The organism is Halalkalicoccus jeotgali B3, assembly GCF_000196895.1.
Lineage (GTDB): Archaea > Halobacteriota > Halobacteria > Halobacteriales > Halalkalicoccaceae > Halalkalicoccus > Halalkalicoccus jeotgali.
Map to the genome: position 1 here is coordinate 1,521,019 of NC_014297.1, position 18,630 is coordinate 1,539,648.

22 protein-coding genes are annotated in these 18,630 nt (G+C 68.5%); 8 read left to right on the forward strand and 14 right to left on the reverse strand.

The annotated features are described in order from the left end of the window. Positions 1-27: 27 nt before the first annotated feature. From HACJB3_RS07930 to HACJB3_RS07940, 3 genes are all read right to left on the reverse strand, one after another. Positions 28-1,026, reverse strand: coding sequence for an ornithine cyclodeaminase family protein (locus tag HACJB3_RS07930; protein ID WP_008417568.1), 999 nt, complete (start codon positions 1,024-1,026; stop codon positions 28-30). A gap of 40 nt (positions 1,027-1,066) precedes the next feature. Next, positions 1,067-1,300, reverse strand: coding sequence for a hypothetical protein (locus HACJB3_RS07935; protein ID WP_049934554.1), 234 nt, complete (start codon positions 1,298-1,300; stop codon positions 1,067-1,069). Positions 1,301-1,531: 231 nt separating this feature from the next. After that, entirely contained in the window at positions 1,532-1,945 is a 414-nt protein-coding gene (locus tag HACJB3_RS07940) for a DUF3054 domain-containing protein (protein ID WP_008417566.1), read from the reverse strand. Positions 1,946-2,022: 77 nt separating this feature from the next. Here HACJB3_RS07940 and HACJB3_RS07945 point away from each other — a divergent pair, with 77 nt between their 5' ends. Beyond that, the gene (locus tag HACJB3_RS07945; RefSeq protein WP_008417564.1) at positions 2,023-2,553 is read left to right on the forward strand and encodes a GNAT family N-acetyltransferase; all 531 of its coding nucleotides are present in this window, start codon (positions 2,023-2,025) and stop codon (positions 2,551-2,553) included. Positions 2,554-2,587: 34 nt separating this feature from the next. Further along, positions 2,588-3,049: an NUDIX hydrolase gene (locus tag HACJB3_RS07950; protein WP_008417563.1), complete on the forward strand. Its 462-nt coding sequence runs from the start codon at positions 2,588-2,590 to the stop codon at positions 3,047-3,049. On the opposite strand, the gene HACJB3_RS07955 is transcribed toward HACJB3_RS07950, so the two are convergent. The 4 genes from HACJB3_RS07955 to fen form a co-directional block, all read right to left on the reverse strand. Further along, the gene (locus HACJB3_RS07955; protein WP_008417561.1) at positions 3,038-4,093 is read right to left on the reverse strand and encodes an asparagine synthase C-terminal domain-containing protein; all 1,056 of its coding nucleotides are present in this window, start codon (positions 4,091-4,093) and stop codon (positions 3,038-3,040) included. The two genes, HACJB3_RS07950 and HACJB3_RS07955, sit on opposite strands and share 12 nt — an antisense overlap. Next, positions 4,090-4,779, reverse strand: a complete 690-nt coding sequence (locus HACJB3_RS07960; protein WP_008417560.1) for a CehA/McbA family metallohydrolase — start codon at positions 4,777-4,779, stop codon at positions 4,090-4,092. The genes HACJB3_RS07955 and HACJB3_RS07960 overlap by 4 nt, the downstream gene beginning before the upstream one ends. A 62-nt stretch (positions 4,780-4,841) precedes the next feature. Then, positions 4,842-5,090 (reverse strand): BolA family protein, encoded by a 249-nt coding sequence (locus HACJB3_RS07965; protein ID WP_008417558.1) that lies wholly within the window; start codon positions 5,088-5,090, stop codon positions 4,842-4,844. Between the two features lie 40 nt (positions 5,091-5,130). Next, positions 5,131-6,108 (reverse strand): flap endonuclease-1, encoded by a 978-nt coding sequence (gene fen, locus HACJB3_RS07970; RefSeq protein WP_008417556.1) that lies wholly within the window; start codon positions 6,106-6,108, stop codon positions 5,131-5,133. A gap of 95 nt (positions 6,109-6,203) precedes the next feature. On the opposite strand from fen, the gene HACJB3_RS07975 reads away from it, so the two are divergent. From HACJB3_RS07975 to gatA, 4 genes are read left to right on the forward strand one after another with little or no spacing between them, the layout of a single operon-like run. Further along, complete coding sequence (locus HACJB3_RS07975; protein WP_008417555.1) at positions 6,204-7,478, forward strand: COG1361 S-layer family protein; 1,275 nt, start codon at positions 6,204-6,206, stop codon at positions 7,476-7,478. Further along, entirely contained in the window at positions 7,479-9,923 is a 2,445-nt protein-coding gene (locus HACJB3_RS07980) for an efflux RND transporter permease subunit (protein ID WP_008417553.1), read from the forward strand. Between the two features lie 38 nt (positions 9,924-9,961). After that, positions 9,962-10,240 carry an Asp-tRNA(Asn)/Glu-tRNA(Gln) amidotransferase subunit GatC gene (gene gatC / locus HACJB3_RS07985; RefSeq protein ID WP_008417549.1) on the forward strand — a complete coding sequence of 93 codons (279 nt, stop codon included), beginning with the start codon at positions 9,962-9,964 and terminating at the stop codon, positions 10,238-10,240. Further along, the gene (gene gatA / locus HACJB3_RS07990; RefSeq protein WP_008417547.1) at positions 10,237-11,502 is read left to right on the forward strand and encodes an Asp-tRNA(Asn)/Glu-tRNA(Gln) amidotransferase subunit GatA; all 1,266 of its coding nucleotides are present in this window, start codon (positions 10,237-10,239) and stop codon (positions 11,500-11,502) included. Before gatC ends, gatA begins: the two co-directional genes overlap by 4 nt. Here the strand turns inward: gatA and HACJB3_RS07995 are convergent, their stop codons facing one another. Beyond that, on the reverse strand, positions 11,503-11,853 hold the full coding sequence (locus HACJB3_RS07995; protein WP_008417545.1) for a nuclear transport factor 2 family protein: 351 nt from the start codon (positions 11,851-11,853) through the stop codon (positions 11,503-11,505). Between the two features lie 72 nt (positions 11,854-11,925). Then, a complete protein-coding gene (locus tag HACJB3_RS08000; protein ID WP_008417543.1) occupies positions 11,926-12,276 on the reverse strand; it encodes a helix-turn-helix transcriptional regulator in 351 nt (116 codons plus the stop codon). An 84-nt stretch (positions 12,277-12,360) separates the two neighbouring features. Here HACJB3_RS08000 and HACJB3_RS08005 point away from each other — a divergent pair, with 84 nt between their 5' ends. Next, a complete protein-coding gene (locus tag HACJB3_RS08005) occupies positions 12,361-13,467 on the forward strand; it encodes an aminotransferase class V-fold PLP-dependent enzyme (RefSeq protein ID WP_008417541.1) in 1,107 nt (368 codons plus the stop codon). On the opposite strand, the gene HACJB3_RS08010 is transcribed toward HACJB3_RS08005, so the two are convergent. Genes HACJB3_RS08010 through HACJB3_RS08020 form a run of 3 tightly spaced genes read right to left on the reverse strand, consistent with a single transcriptional unit; the run spans position 13,450 to position 16,845 of the window. Next, positions 13,450-14,901, reverse strand: coding sequence for a class I adenylate-forming enzyme family protein (locus HACJB3_RS08010; RefSeq protein WP_013199455.1), 1,452 nt, complete (start codon positions 14,899-14,901; stop codon positions 13,450-13,452). The two genes, HACJB3_RS08005 and HACJB3_RS08010, sit on opposite strands and share 18 nt — an antisense overlap. Beyond that, on the reverse strand, positions 14,894-15,913 hold the full coding sequence (locus HACJB3_RS08015; RefSeq protein ID WP_008417538.1) for a mandelate racemase/muconate lactonizing enzyme family protein: 1,020 nt from the start codon (positions 15,911-15,913) through the stop codon (positions 14,894-14,896). The genes HACJB3_RS08010 and HACJB3_RS08015 overlap by 8 nt, the downstream gene beginning before the upstream one ends. Beyond that, a complete protein-coding gene (locus tag HACJB3_RS08020; protein WP_008417537.1) occupies positions 15,910-16,845 on the reverse strand; it encodes a 1,4-dihydroxy-2-naphthoate polyprenyltransferase in 936 nt (311 codons plus the stop codon). Before HACJB3_RS08020 ends, HACJB3_RS08015 begins: the two co-directional genes overlap by 4 nt. 90 nt (positions 16,846-16,935) lie before the next feature. Between HACJB3_RS08020 and HACJB3_RS08025 the strand changes: the two genes are divergently transcribed. Then, positions 16,936-17,139, forward strand: a complete 204-nt coding sequence (locus tag HACJB3_RS08025; RefSeq protein ID WP_008417536.1) for a hypothetical protein — start codon at positions 16,936-16,938, stop codon at positions 17,137-17,139. 14 nt (positions 17,140-17,153) lie between these two features. Here the strand turns inward: HACJB3_RS08025 and HACJB3_RS08030 are convergent, their stop codons facing one another. Further along, the gene (locus tag HACJB3_RS08030; RefSeq protein WP_008417535.1) at positions 17,154-17,603 is read right to left on the reverse strand and encodes a pyridoxamine 5'-phosphate oxidase family protein; all 450 of its coding nucleotides are present in this window, start codon (positions 17,601-17,603) and stop codon (positions 17,154-17,156) included. Positions 17,604-17,696: 93 nt separating this feature from the next. Beyond that, positions 17,697-18,608, reverse strand: coding sequence for a 1,4-dihydroxy-2-naphthoyl-CoA synthase (locus tag HACJB3_RS08035; protein ID WP_008417534.1), 912 nt, complete (start codon positions 18,606-18,608; stop codon positions 17,697-17,699). Positions 18,609-18,630 lie beyond the last annotated feature (22 nt).

Below are 18,630 nucleotides of genomic sequence, written 5' to 3' on the forward strand. Positions count from 1 at the left end.
CAAACCGCCCCCGGTCGGCTCGGACCGCTATCGGCCCGCCATCGCCTCGCTGGCGGGGGCGAATTCGATCCCGGTGCCCCGGCCCGCCTCGCGGGCGCGCTCGTAGAGCATGTGGGCGGCGGCGACCGTCTCGATGCCGGTTCCGCCGCTGTCGAAGACGGTGATCTCCTCGTCGTCCGTGCGCCCCTCGACTGCCCCGACGAGCACGTCCCCGAGTTCGCCGTGGAGGTGATCCGAACCGACCGCTCCGGCCTCGGTCGCCGCGATGAGCGACCCGGCGTCGCGGTCGGCCCGGGCCCGCAGGTCGAGGACGTACGTCGCGCGCGAGACCGTAGCGGCGTCGAGTTCGTGTTTCTCCGGATCGTACCGGCCCATCGCGGTGACGTGGGTACCCGGCTCTAGGAGCTCGCCGTCGAAGACCGGTTCGTCGGCGTTCGTCGCCGTGACCACGACGTCGGCGCCTTCGAGGGCGGTGGCGCTCGAATCGACCGCGCGAACGTCGGCCTCCAGCTCCGCGTCGAAGTCGGTGGCGAACCCCTCGCGGTTCTCGCGGGTCGGCGAGTAGACCCGGACGGAATCGAACTCGCGGACGGTCGCCGCCGCACGGAGCTGGCCGCGGGCCTGCGCCCCGCTGCCGATCAGCCCCAGCGTCGAGGCGTCCTCGCGGGCGAGCGCGTCGATGCCGACCGCGCCCGCAGCGCCGGTCTTAAAGGGGTTGAGGGACGCGCCGTCGAGCACCGCCAGCGGTTCGCCCGACTCGGCGTCGAACACCGGCGTGACAAACCACGCGTCACGTTCGCCAAAGCCCGCCCCGTAGGTGTATCCGCCCATCGCGCCCGTCTCGGGGAGGATCGCCATGTAACCCGTCAGCATCCCCGGCGGACGCTCGTTGAGGAGCTTCTCGCGCGGTTCGGCGGGCGCGCCCGCGCCGCGCTGGCGATAGCCCTCGCGGACCGCATCGACGTAGTCCTCGGCGTCGGCCAGATCGATCAGTTCGTCGCTCGAGAGAAACAGCGCCTCGGTCATACGCCGGCGTTCGAGCGCCAGCGAGAAAACGGTTCGTGGTCTATTCCGACGGCTGCTGGGACGGGGTCGGCGACGCGGTGCTCGCCGAATTCGGGACCGGGGTCGGCTGGGACGGGTCATTGACGAACAGCGCGTGACCGATCAGGCCGATCGCAACGGAAGCCGCCGCCGGCACCGCAATCGGCAGGGGCAGACCCACACCCACTAGCGTGCCACCGATCCCCAACAGCGCGATCGGAATGAGAACGAGTATCAAATCGTAATAGTTAGTCATGATGTGTTTCAACCTATGAACCATACCCCTATAACTGTTTTGTCTATCAGTTGTATTCTCTTCCGATATAGTCTCGATGGAGTTGCAGTACCTAATTTGATACCCACTCATAAGTTACTCATGTATAAGGGCGCCAAAGGCGCTCGATCGCTCGAATCGGTCCGTCTCGAGAGGGGCTAAAAATCGGGTCAGATGGGCGGATCGGTCGGCTCGTGAAAGGTGATAGGACGGTCAGGATCGCAGGCGGGCGAGCGCGACGACGAGTACTCGCCACGGGAGCAACGTCGCGAGGCCGGTGGCGACGGTAACGAGGACGAAGGCCGGCGGTGCCCCGCCGACGAGCCACGGGGTCGCGCGCAGTCCAACCCCGATCAGCGCGGCGACGATCCACGCGAGGCCCACCGAGAGGAGCGTCTCGACGAGTGAGCTACGCACGCGGGCGGTGTAGACGCCGAGCATCGGGGCGGCGAGGAGCCACCCGAGCAGGAAGGGAGCGACGGTCTCGACCGTGTAGAAGGGGTCGGCGAGCGGGTCGGTACCGTGAGTGATCAGTCCGTACGAGAGCTGTGCGGCGACGATAGCCAGATCGACGACGAGGACGAGAACCGTCGTCGCCGACCGGTCGAACCGTGCGAGGTCGGCCATGGCGGGCGTTCTCCCGGCAGGGCCATGTGTCCCCCGGTTCCCACATCGCTCAACACGCCCGGGGGCCAACGGGCCGTATGGACCTCGAACTGGTCGGCTGGCCCCCCGACGGGCCGAAACTCGACCTTGACTACCGTTCCTTTAGCTATGCCGGGAAGTTCGTCATGACGAACACGGGAAAGGCGCTCGTCCGCGAGGACGGCTCCGTCCGCGCCGCGGCCGCGTTCAACGAGGACCGGACCGAGCCCGGGACGCTCTGGATCCGGTATATCACCACCCACGTCGACTACCGGGGCGACGGTTTCGGGCCCCGACTGCTCGAGTTCGTTCGGGACCGAGCGCGCGAGCGGGACTACGACACCGTGCGGATCGCGGTCAACAACCCCTTCGCCTACGAGGCGTGCTACCGGGCGGGGTTCGGCTACACCGGTCGGGAGACCGGCATCGCGGAGCTCGTTCTGGAGACGCCCGCGGATCGCTCCCGCGAACGCTATCAGGAGGGATTGGACGCCTTCCGGGCCCGGGATCTCGAAGAGCCCGAACGGGCGTTTCTCGAGCGGAAACACGGTGTCGACCCGCCCGCCGGGTCGGACGGGCGAGGCGAATAGAAACCGCCAAACGCCTGTCGGAGTTCGAGGAGGTATGGAAACGACACGCCACTTCGTCGCGACCGTCTACGTCGTCTACGGCGGCGCGACCCTGCTGCACGAACACCGGACGCTTGGGCTGTGGCTCCCGCCGGGCGGGCACCTCGACCGGGACGAACTGCCCCACGAGGCGGCCCTGCGCGAGGTGCGCGAGGAGACGGGCCTCGACGTAGAGCTTCTGACCGAACACGACGGCGTCCGTTCCCCGACCGTCGAGTCGCTGCCCGAACCCGCCCACCTGCTGCTCGAGGACATCGACACCTACGACGGGGCGGTCGGCCACCAGCACATCGATTTCGTCTACTACGGCCGGGCGGACTCGCGCACGCTCGATCCCGGCGACGGCGAGCAGTCCGCAGACGCGTGGGAGTGGGTCACGAGCGAAGAACTGGACGAGGAGCGCTTCGACGCCGACGTGACCCGGCTGGGCCGGGAGGCGATCGGCTCAGTCGAGTAGCGACTCGACGTACTTCGTGACGTGGTCGTCCATTCGGCGTTTGAACCCCGCCTGCCGGGCGAGGCGATCGAGTTCGCGCGCGATCAGGCTGCCGTACTGCATCGCCTTCTTCTCCCGGTTTGCCACCTCGCGGGGGACGAACTCGCGGGCCGCCTCCCGGAAGACGCGTTTTCGCTCCTCGTCGGTCGCGAGCATCGGGCCGTCGAGACGCAAAGCCGCCCGCACCACCCGGTCGTCGAGCAGGGGTGCGACCGGTTCGGCGCCGGCGGCACGGATCGCGAGAACGTCACGTTCCAGTTGGTCTGGGAGCGAGGCGATCACCTCGCGGGTCGCGCCGCGCACGGAGTCGGATTCGACTCGGTGGTCGGTCCGGACGACCTTCTCGTAGCCGCCGAACAGCTCGTCGGCGCCTTGGCCGATCGCGAGGCGGTCGAAGCCGTCCGCGACGGCTCGCTCGGCGACGAGAAACAGCGACAGCGCGATCCCCACGTCCATCGCGTTGGTCCGGTCCGTCGCGCGAGCCACGCGGGGGACCGCCCGCTCGATGTCGGCGTGGGTACACTCGACGACCCGGAGATCCCGCCCCATCGCGCTCGCGCCCTCGCGGGCCGCGGCGATGTCGTGGCTCCCCTCGAAGCCGACGACGTACAGGGGTGCTTCGAGGCGACTCGCGACGACCGCCGAGTCGACGCCGCCCGAGAAGGCGACCGCGAGTCCGTCCGAATCGAGCGCGAGGCTCGCCCCGATCGCACCTTCGGTCGCTGCGACCGCCTCGCGCTCCCCGGCGAACGGGGACGGGGCGGGAAGCGTCCAGACGCGCTCGTCGTCGACGTGACCCGCCGGGAACGGGACCGGATCCGCGAGGGCGGTCGGTGAGAATCCCCACCCCTCACCCGTGCGCTCGACGAACAGCGGAACGCGCCCGAGAACGTCCCGGACGAGCCTGCCGTCGGGGAGGTCGCCGGCGAACCCTCGCGTCCCGGGGAACGGATCGCGGTCCTCGAGTGCGCGTTCGACGAGCGCGGAATCGCTCCCGTGGATCATCCGAAAAAGGAGGAGGCCCGGCGTTTCACCCGCCGTTTCGCCCCGCCGCCGGCCTGGCGAAAGCTGATCCGCCACGGGGTGCGCTTGCCCTCGACTGCCGTCTGTCCCTCGCGGATCCCGTCGAGGATCGCCTCGACGTTTCGCTCGCCGCCGGTTTCGACCCGGGTGATCGCCTGCCCGACCATCTCGTTGATGTGAGCGTCGCTGCCGGCGGTCATTGCCAGTCCCCGTGACCGGGCGAACCGTTCTGCCTTCCGGTTCGCCCTGCCGGTCAGCAGCCGCGAGTTGTAGACCTCGATGGCGTCGGCCCTCGCCAACTCCTCGCGGGAGACGTTCGCGCCGACGCCGTGTCGGGAGGACTGGAAGGGGTGGGGAACGACGGCGATCCCGCCGGCCCCGCGGATCCGTTCGATGGTCTCCCCGTAGGGAAGACCCGCCTCTACGGGTACGTCGACCCCGATTCCGAGGACGTGGCCGGCCGAACTCGTGACCTCGATGCCGGGGATCCCGACCAGCCCGTACTCGGGGGCGAGTCGGGCGGCCTCGCGGCTCGCCTCGAAGGCGTCGTGATCGGTGATCGCGATGGCGTCGAGGCCGACGGCACTGGCCTGTTCGAGGAGGAAGTCCACGGGATCCCGGCCGTCGTGCGAGAGCGCGGAGTGTGCGTGGAGTTCGACCGAGAGCACACCCCCCGTTCGGCCGGTGCGTTCAAAAGACGATCGGTCGCCGAGCCCGTCCCAAAGCGAGACTAGCGGGGTTCGTACTCGTCGGGCGTGTAGGTCTTCAGTTCGAGGGCGTGGATGTCGGTGGTCATGTGATCGCCAAGCGCGTCGTAGACCAGTTGGTGCTGGGCGACCAGCGACTTGCCCTCGAAGGCCGGCGAGACGACGACCGCCGCCAGATGGTCCTCGTCGTGAGTCCCCCGTGGATGGGTGACCGTCGCCTCACAGTCCTCGATTCCCGCCTCGATCAGCGCTTCGACGTCCTCGGCGTCCATGGTCGGACTGTGCGCCCGAGGCCCAAAACGGTTTCAGATCTCAGGTCCACTGATCCAGCCCGGTCTGGGTGACCGATTCCTCGATGCGCTCGAATCCCCTCGATACCTCATCGGCGGGGATCTCCCAGTCGGCGACGTACTCGCGGGCACCCGCGACGTCCGGCGAGAGGGCGGTGTCGAACCCGTAGTCGTCGGTCACGTCCGGCTGTAAGAACAGCTCGCGGACCGCCTCCATCTCCCCGACCACGGCGTCTCGGGCGTCGAGGACGCCCGCCAGGTCGCCGTGTTCGTGGATCGCCTTCACCGCCGTCTTGGGCCCCATCCCGTGGACGCCCTCGTTGAAGTCGGTCCCACAGAGGATCCCCACGTCGACCAGCTGCTCGTGGGTCAACTCGTGGGCCGCGAGGGTCGCCGCCAGATCCATGCACTCGGGGTCACCCTTGCTCGTGAGTTGCCGTAGCGTCAGGGGCGCCCCGAAGAGCAAGGCGTCGTAGTCCTCGGTGCCGGCGTAGTCGACGTCGGCCGATTTCGCCATGTGGGCGGCTTGGGCCTCGCCCTCGGTGGGGGCCTCGACGATGGGGACGTCGAGCAGTTCGAGCAGCTCGCGGGTGGTCCGTTGGATCGTGTCGGTCAGGCGCTGGGTGCGCGCCTCGAGCCGGGCGGCCTCGACACGATCGCCCCGCTCGCGGGCGTTTCGGGCCTCCGCCGCGGCGCGTTCCTTGGCGGCGCGCCGGTCGTCGATCTCGCCGTCTTTGAGGTCGGTGACGACGCCGTCGAAGACGAACACGGGGACGAGGTCGTTCTCGAAGAACTTCGGTAGCCCCTGAACGATCCCCACGAGGTTGGCGACTTCGGTCCCCTCGGCGGTGGTGTAGACGTCGTCTGCGGTCCACTTGACGGTCGTCGTGAGATACCGATAGAGCCAGTTGTGCGCGTCGACCGCGACGACCGCCCCCGACAGGTCCTCAAACGGGACCGTCTCGATCGCCGCGAGGTCCCGAAGCGCTGCGTTTCCCATTGTAGGGGGTACGAACGGGGACGGTTTCAAGCTACGGATGGGTTGTCTGTAGCGAAACGACAACACTTAATCGCGCGATCCCGTCGAACCGGTATATGCTCGGATGGGGAAGGTTGTGGCCGGGTCGCCGGGGGGCGACCGCGATCGGATTCGTACTGCTCGTCGTCCTTGCAAGCGGCGTCGTCGCCGGGGTGCAGGGCCAGCCCAACGTGAGCGTCTTCGCACCCGAGAACACGGTCTCGCCGGGCGAGACGACGCAGATCGACCTCCAGTTGATGAACAACGGGACCATCGAGGAGGGCAGCGAGGGCATCGAGGTCATCACCCAGCAGGGTGATCGCCAGCGCGTCCAGACCGCGCGCAACGTGACCGTCGAGGCCGAGGCCGACGGCCCGCCCTTCGAGGTCGAGACCGCGACGGTCCCCGTCGGAAGCCTCCCGGAGGGGACGAGCCAACCGATCCCGATCACCGTCTCGGTCAACGAGGACGCGCCGGCGAGCACCTACCAGCTGACGGTCACCGTCGAGTACGTCTATACGAGTCAGGTCGAGAACGGCGAGGAGACGGTCGTCTCCGAGACGATCACCGAGGAGGTGCCGATCGTGATCGAGGAGAGCGCTCGCTTCGACGTCGAGAGCGTCGAGAGCGACCTCGAGGTCGGCAGCGACGGCGAGGTGACGGGTACGGTCGAGAACGTCGGCAGCGGGGACGCCGAGGACGCCGTCCTCCGGCTGACGAACGAGTCGGGTACCCTCGGCTTTGCCGAACGGGAGTACGCGCTTGGCGACGTCGAGGCCGGCGAGAGCGCCGAGTTTACCTTCGACGCCGACGTGAGCGCCGAGGCGAGCGCGGGCGACCGGCAACTGGACTTCGTCGTCGCCTACCAAGACGAGCGGGGCAACGACCGCGAGGCGACGACGAGCACACAAGTGGGCGTCGACCCCGAAAGCGAGAAGTTCAGCGTCGAACCGCTCAACGCGAGCGTCGAGAGCGGGGCGAGCGACACGGTCGAACTCGAAGTCACAAACGAGGGCGAGGAGGACGTGAGCAACCTCAACGCACAGCTCTTCGCCGACAGCCCGCTCTCGGTCGGGAGCGATCAGGCCTACGCCGCCGAACTCCCCGCCGGCGAGTCGGTGGTCCTCTCCTTCGACGTGAGCGCCGAGAGCGACACCGCGGGGACCTACCCGGTCGATATCGACTTCAGCTACGACGACGGCGAGGGCGACACCCAGCTCTCCGAGCAGTACCAGGTCCCCGTCGATGTGACCGAACCGGCCGACGACGGCTTCGGCGGCTGGACGCTCGGCGCGGCCGGCCTCGCGCTGGCGATCGTCGGGCTGGCGGTCGGAATCCGCCGGTTCGCGTAGATGTCGCGCCACGAGCGCGCCGTCGAGCGACTCGGCGGGCTGATCACCGAGCGGCCGGGGACCATCGTCCTCGCTTTCCTCGCGGTCACGCTCCTGTTTGCGGGCGGGCTCGGGGGGACCGGCACCGAGGCGGGGACCGGCCAGTTCACCGAGGACGTCCCCGCACAGCAGGCTTTGGAGGACGTCCAGGACCGCTTTGGCCCGCGCGGCGAATCCGCCGACACCGCCTCGACACAGCTCATCCAACGGGGCGAGAACGTCCTGACCCGCGAGGGACTCCTGCGGATGCTCGCGCTCCAGGAGTCGGTCCTCGACCGCGAGGAGTTGCGCGCGACCGAGGCTACCAGCGCCGCGACGACGGTCGCGCGGACGATCGACCCCGAGGCGGAGACGCTCGCCCAACAGCGTGCGACCCTCCGAGAGGCCAGCGACCGCGAGGTCCGCGAGGCGGTGCGGGAAAACGCCGATAGCCCGGCGTTCACGGGCCAGCTGAGCGAGGACTTCAACGCCGAATCGGCGACCGCCTCGGCGACGATCGGGACCGTCACCCACGAGCTTCCCGGCGGCGTCTCGGGGACGACCGGCAACGACGCGAACAGCCCGATGACGCCGATCCAGCAGGAGATCGAGACGATGGCCGAGCGAAGCGACGGCCAGTTCCAAGTGTTCGGCAGCGGCATCGTCTCCGGGGAGTTCCAGACGATCATCGAGGACTCGCTGCTGATCGTCGTGCCCGCGGCCGTCGTGTTGCTGCTGTTCTTCCTGATCGTCGCCTACCGCGACCCGATCGACCTGGCGGTGGGGCTGCTCGCGCTCTCGATGACGGTCGTCTGGACGTTCGGGTTCATGGGGCTCGCCGGGATCCCCTTCTCACAGATGCTGATCTCGGTGCCGGTGTTGTTGCTCGCGGTCGGGATCGACTTCGGGATCCACATCATCAACCGCTATCGCGAGGAACGCTCCGCGGCGGCCTCCGTCGGGGCGGCCATGGAGCGGACCACCGACCAGTTGCTCGTGGCGTTCGTGCTCGTGATCGGTACCACGGTGGTGGGGTTCGGCGCGAACTACACGAGCTCGCTCCAGCCGATCCGCGATTTCGGGCTGGTATCGGCGCTGGGGATCGCCTTTACCTTCCTCATCTTCGGGATCTTCATGCCCGCGCTGAAGGTGCTCACCGACCGCTGGCGCGAGGACAGCCCGATCCCCGAGTTCAGCTCCGAGCCGCTGGGCGAGGAGGATTCGGCGCTCGGGCGCGTACTGCCGGTCGGGGTCGCCATCGCCCGACGGGCCCCGATCGCGTTCTTGCTCGTGACGCTCGTTGCCGCCGGCGCGATGGGGGCCTACGGGAGCGAGGTCGACACCTCCTTCAGCGACGAGGACTTCCTCCCGCCCGAGGAGCAACCGGGCTACATCGAGTACCTCCCCGCCGAACTCCAGCCCGCCGAACCGCAGGTCACGGGGACGATGAACTACCTCGAGGAGACGTTCCCGCAGGGCCAGGAGGGGACGGTGATCGTCTCCATCGACGGGCAACTCCGGGAGGACTACGCGCTCGAATCGATCCATCGGGCCGGCGAGGACCCCCCCGAGACGGTGATCCGCGATGGTCGATATGCAGACTCGCAGAGCATCATCACCGTCATCGAGCAGTACGCCGCCCAGAACCCGGAGTTCGCCGCATTGGTCGAGCGAAACGACCGCAACGGCAACGGCGTACCCGACCAGAACCTCGAGACCATCTACGACGAACTGTACGCCTCGCCCTACGAGGACCAAGCCCGCCAGTACATCACCGAGGACTACCGCGCGGCCCAGGTCCAGTACGCCGTCGAGGGCGACGCCGCACAGGAAGCGGTCGGCGAGGACGCCCGCGAACTCGCGGATCGTCACCGGCTGGACGCGACCGCGACCGGCGAGACGCTCGTCTTCGAGGCGGTCTCGGACGTGATCTTCGATTCGGCCGTCCGCAGCCTCGCTCTCGCGCTCGTGGCGACGGGGCTGTTCCTGATCGCGGGCTACTGGGTCGTCGCCCGCCGGCCGTCGCTCGGCGTCGTCAACCTGTTTCCCATCGCCGTCTCGATCGCCGCGCTGGCGGGGACGATGCGCTATGCGGGGATCCCCTTCAACGCGCTGACTGCGACGATCCTCTCGGTGTCGATCGGGCTCGGCGTCGACTACACCGTCCACGTCGTCCACCGGTTCGTCGACGAACTCGACGACGGCGTCGATACCCTCACGGCGCTCGATCGCACCGTCCGGGGAACCGGCGGCGCGCTCACGGGCAGCATGCTCACGACGGTCACGGGAATGGGCGTACTCGTGCTCGCGATCACGCCGATCCTCGGGCAGTTCGGACTGTTGCTCTCGATCTCGATCCTGTATGCCTATCTGGCGTCGATCATCGTGTTGCCCTCGGCGCTGGTGGTCTGGGCGCGCGTCGCCTGATCCGAAACCCTTACTCCCCGTCCGGGGGTGCTTCCGGTATGAGCGATCAGTCCGTCGACGGCGAGGAGGTTCGCCACGTCGCCGCCCTCGCGCGGGTCGACCTCGACGAGGCGGAGGTCGAGGCCTTCGCCGAGCAGTTCGGCGAGATCCTCGACGCCTTCGAGACACTGGACGAGGTACCCGAGGTCGAGCGTGAGGACGACCTCGAGAACGTGATGCGCGAAGACGAGGTGCGCGAAAGCCTCGACCGGGAGGAGGCACTGCGCAACGCCCCCGAAAGCGAGGACGGCTACTTCAAGGGGCCGAGCGTCTCATGAGCGGGATCTTCATCACCGAAGAGCACATCGAGGGCGACTCCGAGGGACCCCTTTCGGGCGCTACCGTCGCCGTCAAGGACAACATCAGCACCGAGGGCGTGCGCACGACCTGTGGGTCGGCGATGCTCACGGAGTACGTCCCACCATACGACGCGACGGTAATCGAGCGCCTGAAGGCGGCGGGCGCGGAGATCGTCGGCAAGGCGAACATGGACGAGTTCGGGATGGGGAGTACGACCGAGACCTCGGCGTTCGGTCCCGCGCCCAATCCCGCCGCCGAGGGGCGAGTTCCGGGCGGTTCGTCGGGCGGGTCGGCGGCGGCGGTCGCCGCCGGCGAGGCCGACGTCGCGCTGGGGACCGACACGGGCGGGTCGGTCAGGAACCCGGCGGCGTTCTGTGGGGTCGTCGGGATCAAGCCCACTTACGGGCTGGTCTCGCGATACGGGCTGATCGCCTACGCCAACTCGCTCGAACAGATCGGGCCGCTCGCGCCTACCGTCGAGGACGCCGCCCGCCTGCTCGACGTCATTTCGGGCCCGGACGAGCGGGATGCGACGACGCGAGCGGAGGGGAAAAACAGTGACTACGCGAGTAGCGCCGACGGCGACGTCGAGGGGCTCTCGATCGGGGTTCCGACGGAACTCGTCGAAGGGGCCGACGAGGGCGTCAGGGAGACCTTCTGGGACGCGATCGCGACCCTCGAATCCCGGGGTGCGAGCTACCACGAGGTGAGCCTGCCCTCGATCGAGCACGCCGTCGCGGCCTACTACGTGATCGCGATGTCCGAGGCCTCCTCGAACCTCGCGCGCTTCGACGGGGTGCGCTACGGCCCCGCGACCGACCGCGAGGGCGACTGGAACGAGGTCTTTTCGGCCGTGCGCGAGCGGGGCTTCGGCGAGGAGGTCAAACGCCGGATCCTGCTGGGGACCTACGCCCTCTCGGCGGGCTATCACGAGAAATACTACAAGAAGGCCCAGGACGCCCGCGCGTGGGTGAAACAGGACTTCGACGACGCGCTCGCGGAGGCGGACGTGCTCGCGAGCCCGACGATGCCGGTTCCCCCCTTCGAGGCCGGCGAGAGCCTGGAGGACCCCCTCCAGATGTACCTCTCGGATGCGAACACCGTCCCGGTGAACCTCGCGAACCTGCCGGCGATCTCGGTGCCCGCCGGCGAGACCGACGGTCTGCCGGTGGGGCTGCAGCTGATCGGGCCCGAATTCGGCGAGCGACGGATCATCCGGGCGGCGAGCGCGCTCGAATAGTCAGTCCTTCGGGGAGACCTTCCCCGCGAAGGTCTGGAACTCGATGATCTCGTCGGGAATGTAGAACGTGTCGGTCGCAAACTCGTAGACGTTTTCGGGCGTTTCGGCGTGCCAGATGATATAACCGAACTCTCCCTCGGTCAGCTGTTCGTCCATCGTGATCGTCGCCTCGGGGTCGGCGAACTCCGCGAACAGGTCCTCAAACAGCCCTTCGATCTCCTCGCGGCCGCGAAACGTCCCCATGTTGGTGACGACGACCGACCCGTCGGTGTAGTCCTCCATGACTCCCGTGAGGTCCTGTTCGGCGAACGTCTCTAAGTGGTGGTCGAGAACGGATTCAGTCGTGTTCATGATGTATCTCACGTCCCGTCGGCTATGCGACAGGGACGGACGGAGTTCGACACGACAAATGATAAAGGTTCGTCAGCGCTCGTAGGCGAGGTTCATGATCCACTGCGAGAAGGCGTCGCTATTGGCGTCGATTTCCTCCTCGCCGATAAAGGGCGAGAGCATGTCCCCGGCCATCAGCAACGAGAAGTCCAGATCACGCGCCGCCGGCGTGAGCAGGTAGGTGTTGTGACCGTTGTAGACGGTGTCGTGGCGCTCGATCAGCTCGGCTTGGGCGAGCTTGTCGACGATGCGGCTACCCTTGCGCGAGGAGACGTCCAGTTCCTTCCAGAAGTCGCTCTGGTGGATCCCCCCGCTCTGGCGGACGAGTTCGAGGCCGGCACGTTCGTCCTCCGACAGCTCGGCTTCGAGTTCGGCGGCGCTCATACCCGTACAACGCCGCCCGACGCCTTTAACGTTGACCGTCCGCGACCGGGAGGATTCATGGAGTAGTCCTCCGTAGGCCCCGTCATGACTCCTGAGGAGCTTCGCGCCGAGACGCCCGGCTTCGAGAACTGCACCTACCTCAACACGGGCGCAAGCGGCCCCAGCCCCCGCCGAGTCGTCGAGGCCGCGACCGGCTTTCTCGAACGCCATGAGTACGAAACGCCCGCCGGTGAGGGGATGTACGTCGCCGCCGACGCGGTCTACGAGGAGGCCCGCGAGGCGGTGGCAGGTCTGTTGAACACCGACGAGCGACGGGTCGCGCTGACCCAGAGCACGACCGACGGGATCAACCGGATCGCGAGCGCGATGGATTTCGAGCCCGGCGACGTCGTGGTTCGGACTGACCTCGAACACTCCGCCGGAATCCTGCCGTGGCAGCGACTCGCGGACGTTCACGACCTCGAAATCCGGATCCTCGAAACCCGCGAGGGACGGATCGATCCCGAAGAGTACGCCGAGGCGGTCGCGGACGCCCGGTTGGCCTGTTTCAGCGCGCTCACGTGGACGCACGGGACGCGACTACCAGTCCGAAAGCTGGTCGAGATCGCCCACGACGCCGGCGCGCGCACCCTGGTCGATGCCGTCCAGATGCCCGGACAGACGGGACTGGACGTCGAGGCGTGGGGCGCGGACGCGGTCGCCGCGGCGGGGCATAAGTGGCTGCTCGGGACGTGGGGTGCGGGGTTTCTCGCCGTCTCGCCCGACTTCCTCGCGGAGCTCGAACCCCGATCGGTGGGCTATCGCAGCGTGGCCGAACCGGACGCCGAGGCCTACGCCTTCCACGAGGGGGCCCGTCGTCTCGAGATCGGCACGACGAACCCCGCGCCCTACGCCGCGCTCACCGAGGCCATCGAAACGATGGATCGTGTGGGGTACGGCCGGATCGAATCCCGGATCGCCGGGCTGACCGACCGGCTCAAGGACGGGCTGGACGAAGAGCGCCTGTACAGTCCCCGGGAGTACGAGAGCGGGCTGGTCACGTTCGCCGACGAGGACCCCGAGGCCACGGTCGAGCGGCTGGGCGAGGCGGGGATCCGGGTCCGGACGCTCCCGGGCCCGGAGGCGATCCGCGCGTCGGTCCACGCGATAAACACCGAGGCCGACGTCGACGCGCTACTCGAGGCGCTCTGAGCGCTCGGCGAGGCGGTCGCGGACGGTCTCGCGGTCGACCGTCCCCGAGACGGTCCGGGGCAGCGAGTCGGCAAACGCGATCGTCTTCGGGCGCTTGTAATCCGCGAGTCTGCCCTCACAGAACGCCCGGAGCGCCGCCTCGCTCGCCTCGCCGACCACTAGCGCACAGACGCGTTCGCCCCACTCGGGGTCGGGCAGGCCAACGACCGCACACGCCTCGACATCGGGATGCTCGCGCAGGATACGGGCGACGTCTGCGGGATGGACGTTCTCGCCGCCGGTGATGATCGCGTCGTCGACCCGGCCGAGCACCCGGATCGAACCGTCGGGCTCGACGACCCCGAGGTCGCCGGTCCGAAAGCCGTAGGGGCCAAAGACCCGGTCGGTCGTTTCCGGGTCGCCGTAGTAGCCCGTCGTGACCGTCGGTCCCGAGACGACGAGTTCGCCGGGTTCGCCGGGCGCGAGGGGCTCCTCCCCGTCGAGTGCCCGAACGCGGGTGAACGCGAGCGGTCGGCCGGCCCGGTCGGGGTTCGCGTACGCCTCGGCGGGCCGGGCGGTCGCGACCTGCGAGGCCGTCTCGGTCATGCCGTAGGTGGGGTGGATCGGGACTCCCCGCTCCTCACAGCGCGCGATCAGTTCCGGCGGGGTCGGCGCACCGCCCGTGAGGGCGAACCGGAGCGACTCGGGGAACTCACCTGCGTCGAGCAGGCGGTCGAGCATCGTCGGAACCACGGAGACGCCCGTGACTTCGTGGTCGTGGAGGTGCGAGAGCGCCCGCCCGGCGTCGAACCTGTCCGGGAGGACGACGCAGGTGCCGTAGAGCGCCGAGCGGACGATCGGCGCGAGCCCGCCCATGTGATACCCCGCCAGCGGGTCGTACCAGCGGTCCTCTGGCAGGACCCCCAGCCGGAACGCGGAGGCGACGGCGCTCGAAACGAGGTTCCGGCCGGTGAGGACGACCGCCTTTGGCTGACCCGTGGTCCCCGAGGTAAAGAGCATGACGCGGGGGGCGTCGGGCGGCGGGTCCTCGGCGACGAATTCGGCGGGCTCCGTGGCGCTCGCCTGGAGCGATTCGACTGGGACCTCGGCGATCGACCGGGCCCGTTCTGCGTGTGGTCGACCGGCCAGAAGCGCCACGAGGTCGACGCACGCGAGTCGCTCGCGTAGCTCTCGCTCGGCGAGGTGCGTATCGAGCGGGACGAGGACCGCACCGATCCGCCACGTTGCGTGGACCACCCGGGCAAAGTCGGGGCCGGTGTCCGCGAGCACACCGAGTTGATCGCCCGGGCGAACCCCGAGCGCCCACAACCGACCGGCGGTTCGTTCTACCGCCCGGTCCAGTTCGGCGTAGGTCCACCGCTCGTCGGCCCCGGCGTCGAGAAGCGCTGTCGAGTCAGGACCCGAGTGTCGCTGGGAGGCGACCGGATCACGCATCTGCCCCACCCCCAGTCCACGGGCCGTCGGTCCCCAGTCCCGGACCCCGCGGGACCGCGACCGTCCCCGCGCGAACGGGCGCAGGGTCGGGCGCGAGATCAGCCGCCAGCAGGTCCGCGGTCGCGAGCCCGCAGGCGCGCTCGATCCCGAGCGCCGCGGCGGCATGGATCGCGCCGGTCCGGGCGATCACGGCGTCGATGGTCGTCGTGACCACGACCCCAACACCCTCGGCGCGGAGTCGGGAGCCTACCTCGACGACCCGATCGACCCCGCCAAGCGCCATCGGCTTCAGGACGAAGACGTCCGCGACGTCCGCGACCCCCTCGATCTCGTCGGGCGTGTGCCCGGCCAGCGACTCGTCGAGCGCGAGCGGTATCCGACGGGGGAGTTCGCGGTGGCCCGCGATGTCGTCGGCCGAAAGCGGCTGTTCGACGAGAGCGATGTCGAACTCGGCGAGCCCGTCCAGTGCGTGCTCGGCCTCCTCGCGACTCCAGCCGCCGTTGGCATCGACCCGTATCGCGGGCCCCGGCCCGACCGCCTCGCGGACCGCGCGGATCCGCTTGAGATCCGACTCGACCGACCGCGCGCCGACTTTGCACTTGACCGTTCGGAACCCGCTCTCGACGGCCTCACGGGCGGCCGCGGCGCTCCCTTCGGGCGAGCCGTCGCCGACCGTCGCGTTGACCGCCACCGTCCCGGTCAGGTCCTCGTCCCCGCCGAGGTGTCGAGAGAGGGGGACCGCACGCTCGCGGGCCGCCCCATCGGCGAGCGCGAGCGAGACCGCGTGGCGTGCGGCCGGACGATCGTCGAGGGTCGCAAGCGCGGCGTCGGGGTCCTCGATCCCCGAGAGGGCCTCCCGACACTCTTCGACGGACTCGGTCCAGCCGGGAAGCGGCGTCGCCTCGCCAACGCCGCCGCCGATCCGGACCGCGAACCCCCTGCGCTCGCGGATATCGCCGCCGGCGGTCGAGAGCGGCGTTTTCAGGGGCAGGGAGAACTCCTCACAGTTCATCCGATCACCAGCCCGACGGCGAACAGCGCGGCAAAGGCCGCGAGTAGCTTGCCGGTGCGTTCGAGCGCCGGATTGAGCGCCTCACCGGAGGTCTCCGAGAGCAGCGTCCGGAGGACTGAGGCGGCATACGGGACGGTAAGATACGGCAGGAGGACCGGGAGGCCAAAACCCGTCGCGAGGAACCACAGCGGGGTGAGATACGCCAGCGCGAACAGCGCGGCGTACTCGAAGCGACTGAAGCGATACCCCAGCAACACCGCCAGCGTCCGCTTGCCGGTCTCACGATCGGTCTCGCGGTCCCGGACGTTGTTGACCACGAGGACCGCCGTCGCGAGCGCGGCGACCGGCAGGCTGGCGACGACCGCCTCGGTGCTGACCGTGCCGGGAGGGACCCACAGCGGGAACGGGTCGGCGAGCAGTGCTGCGGCCTGTACGTAGTAGGTTCCGGTGACGGCGACCAGCCCGAAGAAGACGAACACGAAGAGGTCGCCGAGGCCACGATAGCCGTAGGGGTATGGGCCACCGGTGTAGGCGATTCCCGAGGCGATGCTCGCGAGACCGATGACGAGGATCGGAACGCCGCCGACGGAGACGAGGTAGGTCCCCACGAGGACGGCGAGCGCGAAGGTAAGAGCCATCGCGCGCTTGACCTCCTCGGGTTCGATCAGCCCCGACTGGGTCACCCGAGTAAAGCCCTCCCGCTCGTCGGTGTCGGCACCCTTGATGGCGTCGTAGTAGTCGTTCGCGAAGTTCGTCCCGACTTGGATCAGCGTCGCGCCCACGAACGCCGCCAGCGCCGGCAGCGGGGCGAAGACGCCCGCATCGAGCGCGAGTCCGACCCCGACGAGGATCGGCGCCGCGGCCACCGGAAGCGTCTGGGGGCGGGCGGCCATCAGCCACGCTTTCCGCCGGGAGACGTCGACCGTACTCATTCGGTCCCCCTTACCGGCGGCGGCGCATAGCGCCTGTGGTTCGGCCCGGTGTCGGGAAAAATATTTGATATGAGAGAACAAGTACCACATATGAGATACACGCTCTCGGAGGCGCGCTCGTCGCCGGTGGCGTTGGCCGTGTTTCTGTTGGGTCTTGCAGTGTTCGTGTTCGCACTCGCGTTCGCGGACGGCTCGTGGGGCGCGCCGGTGGGCTCCCCCGAGTGGCTCCTCGGGGCGGGGTTCGCGGCGCTGGCCGTGATCCTGGGCGTTCGGTCGTGGTTAGGTGGCGGGTAGCTTCCGGGTGGGTCTCAGACCTCGGTTCGTGACTCCTTTCGGCTGGTCAGTCGCTCGGGGACGAGCCGGAAGTACTCGAACGACACCGTTCGTGGCGGCTCACCGAAGACGTCGACGATCGGGATGTGGACCCGTTCGAGCCCCTGTAGGGTCTCGGTGGCGATCGGTTCGGCCGTCGTCTTCTCAAGGCGACCGACCGCGATGACGCTCTCCCAAGCGTCGTCTTCGTGCCCGTAGGTCACGAACGTGACCGTCCGGCCCGCCACGTCGCCTTTCTCCCGGTCCGAGCCCACCGCGAGACGGAAGTAGAAGGTGGTCTCGGTCGCGTCGTAGCCGTAGGAAACCGGGATCGCGTGTGGCGGGTCGTCGGCCGGCGTCGGAACGGATATGACGCCGGTCCCGCCGGTTCCGAGGAAGGCGTCGCGCTCGTCGTCATCCATCTCGACGGGAGTCCGCTCGTCCATGCCGGCATTAGGGCCGGCGGGAACAAAAGCGTGGTCGGCAGTCCCATACCGTGATACTGTGTAGTAACTCCTCGCGCTCGCCGACGACGGGTCTCAGTAGTGCCAGGGGTACTCCGAGAAGTCGGGGTCACGTTTCTCCATGAAAGCGTCCCGACCCTCGCGGGCCTCGTCGGTCATGTAGCCCAGTCGGGTGGCCTCGCCGGCGAAGACTTGCTGGCCGACCATCCCGTCGTCGACCGCGTTGAACCCGAACTTCAACATTCGGATCGCGGTGGGGCTCTTCGAGGTGATCGCCTCGGCCCACTCTAGGGCGACGTCCTCTAAGTTCTCGTGAGCGACCACCTCGTTTGCCATGCCCATCTCCACTGCCTCCTCGGCGGAGTAGGTCTTTCCGAGGAAGAAGACCTCCCTGGCTTTCTTCTGGCCGATCTGGCGTGCGAGGTACGCGGAACCGAACCCGGCGTCGAAACTCGCCACGTCGGGGTCGGTCTGGAGGAACTTCGCGTGTTCTTCCGAAGCGAGGGTCAGATCACAGATCACGTGCAGCGAGTGACCCCCGCCGACCGCCCACCCGGGCACCACGGCGATCACGGGTTTGGGCATAAAGCGGATGAGTCGCTGGACCTCGAGGATGTGGAGTCGTCCGGCTTTCGCCTCCCGAACCGTCTCGCTGTCGTCCTCGCCGGCCTCGTCCTCGCCGCGGTACTCGTAGCCCGATCCCCCGCGCACGGACTGATCGCCCCCCGAGCAGAAGGCCCAGCCGCCGTCGATCGCGGAGGGGCCGTTGCCGGTCAATAGGACACAGCCCACGTCGGTCTGTTTTCGCGCGTGGTCCAGCGCGCGATAGAGTTCATCGACCGTGCCGGGCCGGAAGGCGTTTCGCACCGCCGGTCGGTCGAAGGCGATCCGCACCGCGCCCGTTTCGGGCGCGCGGTGGTACGTAATGTCGTCGAAGTCGTTGTCGACGGGCTCCCAGCGGTCGGGATCGAAGAGTTCCGAAACCATGCTCGCCGGTACGCAACCGGCC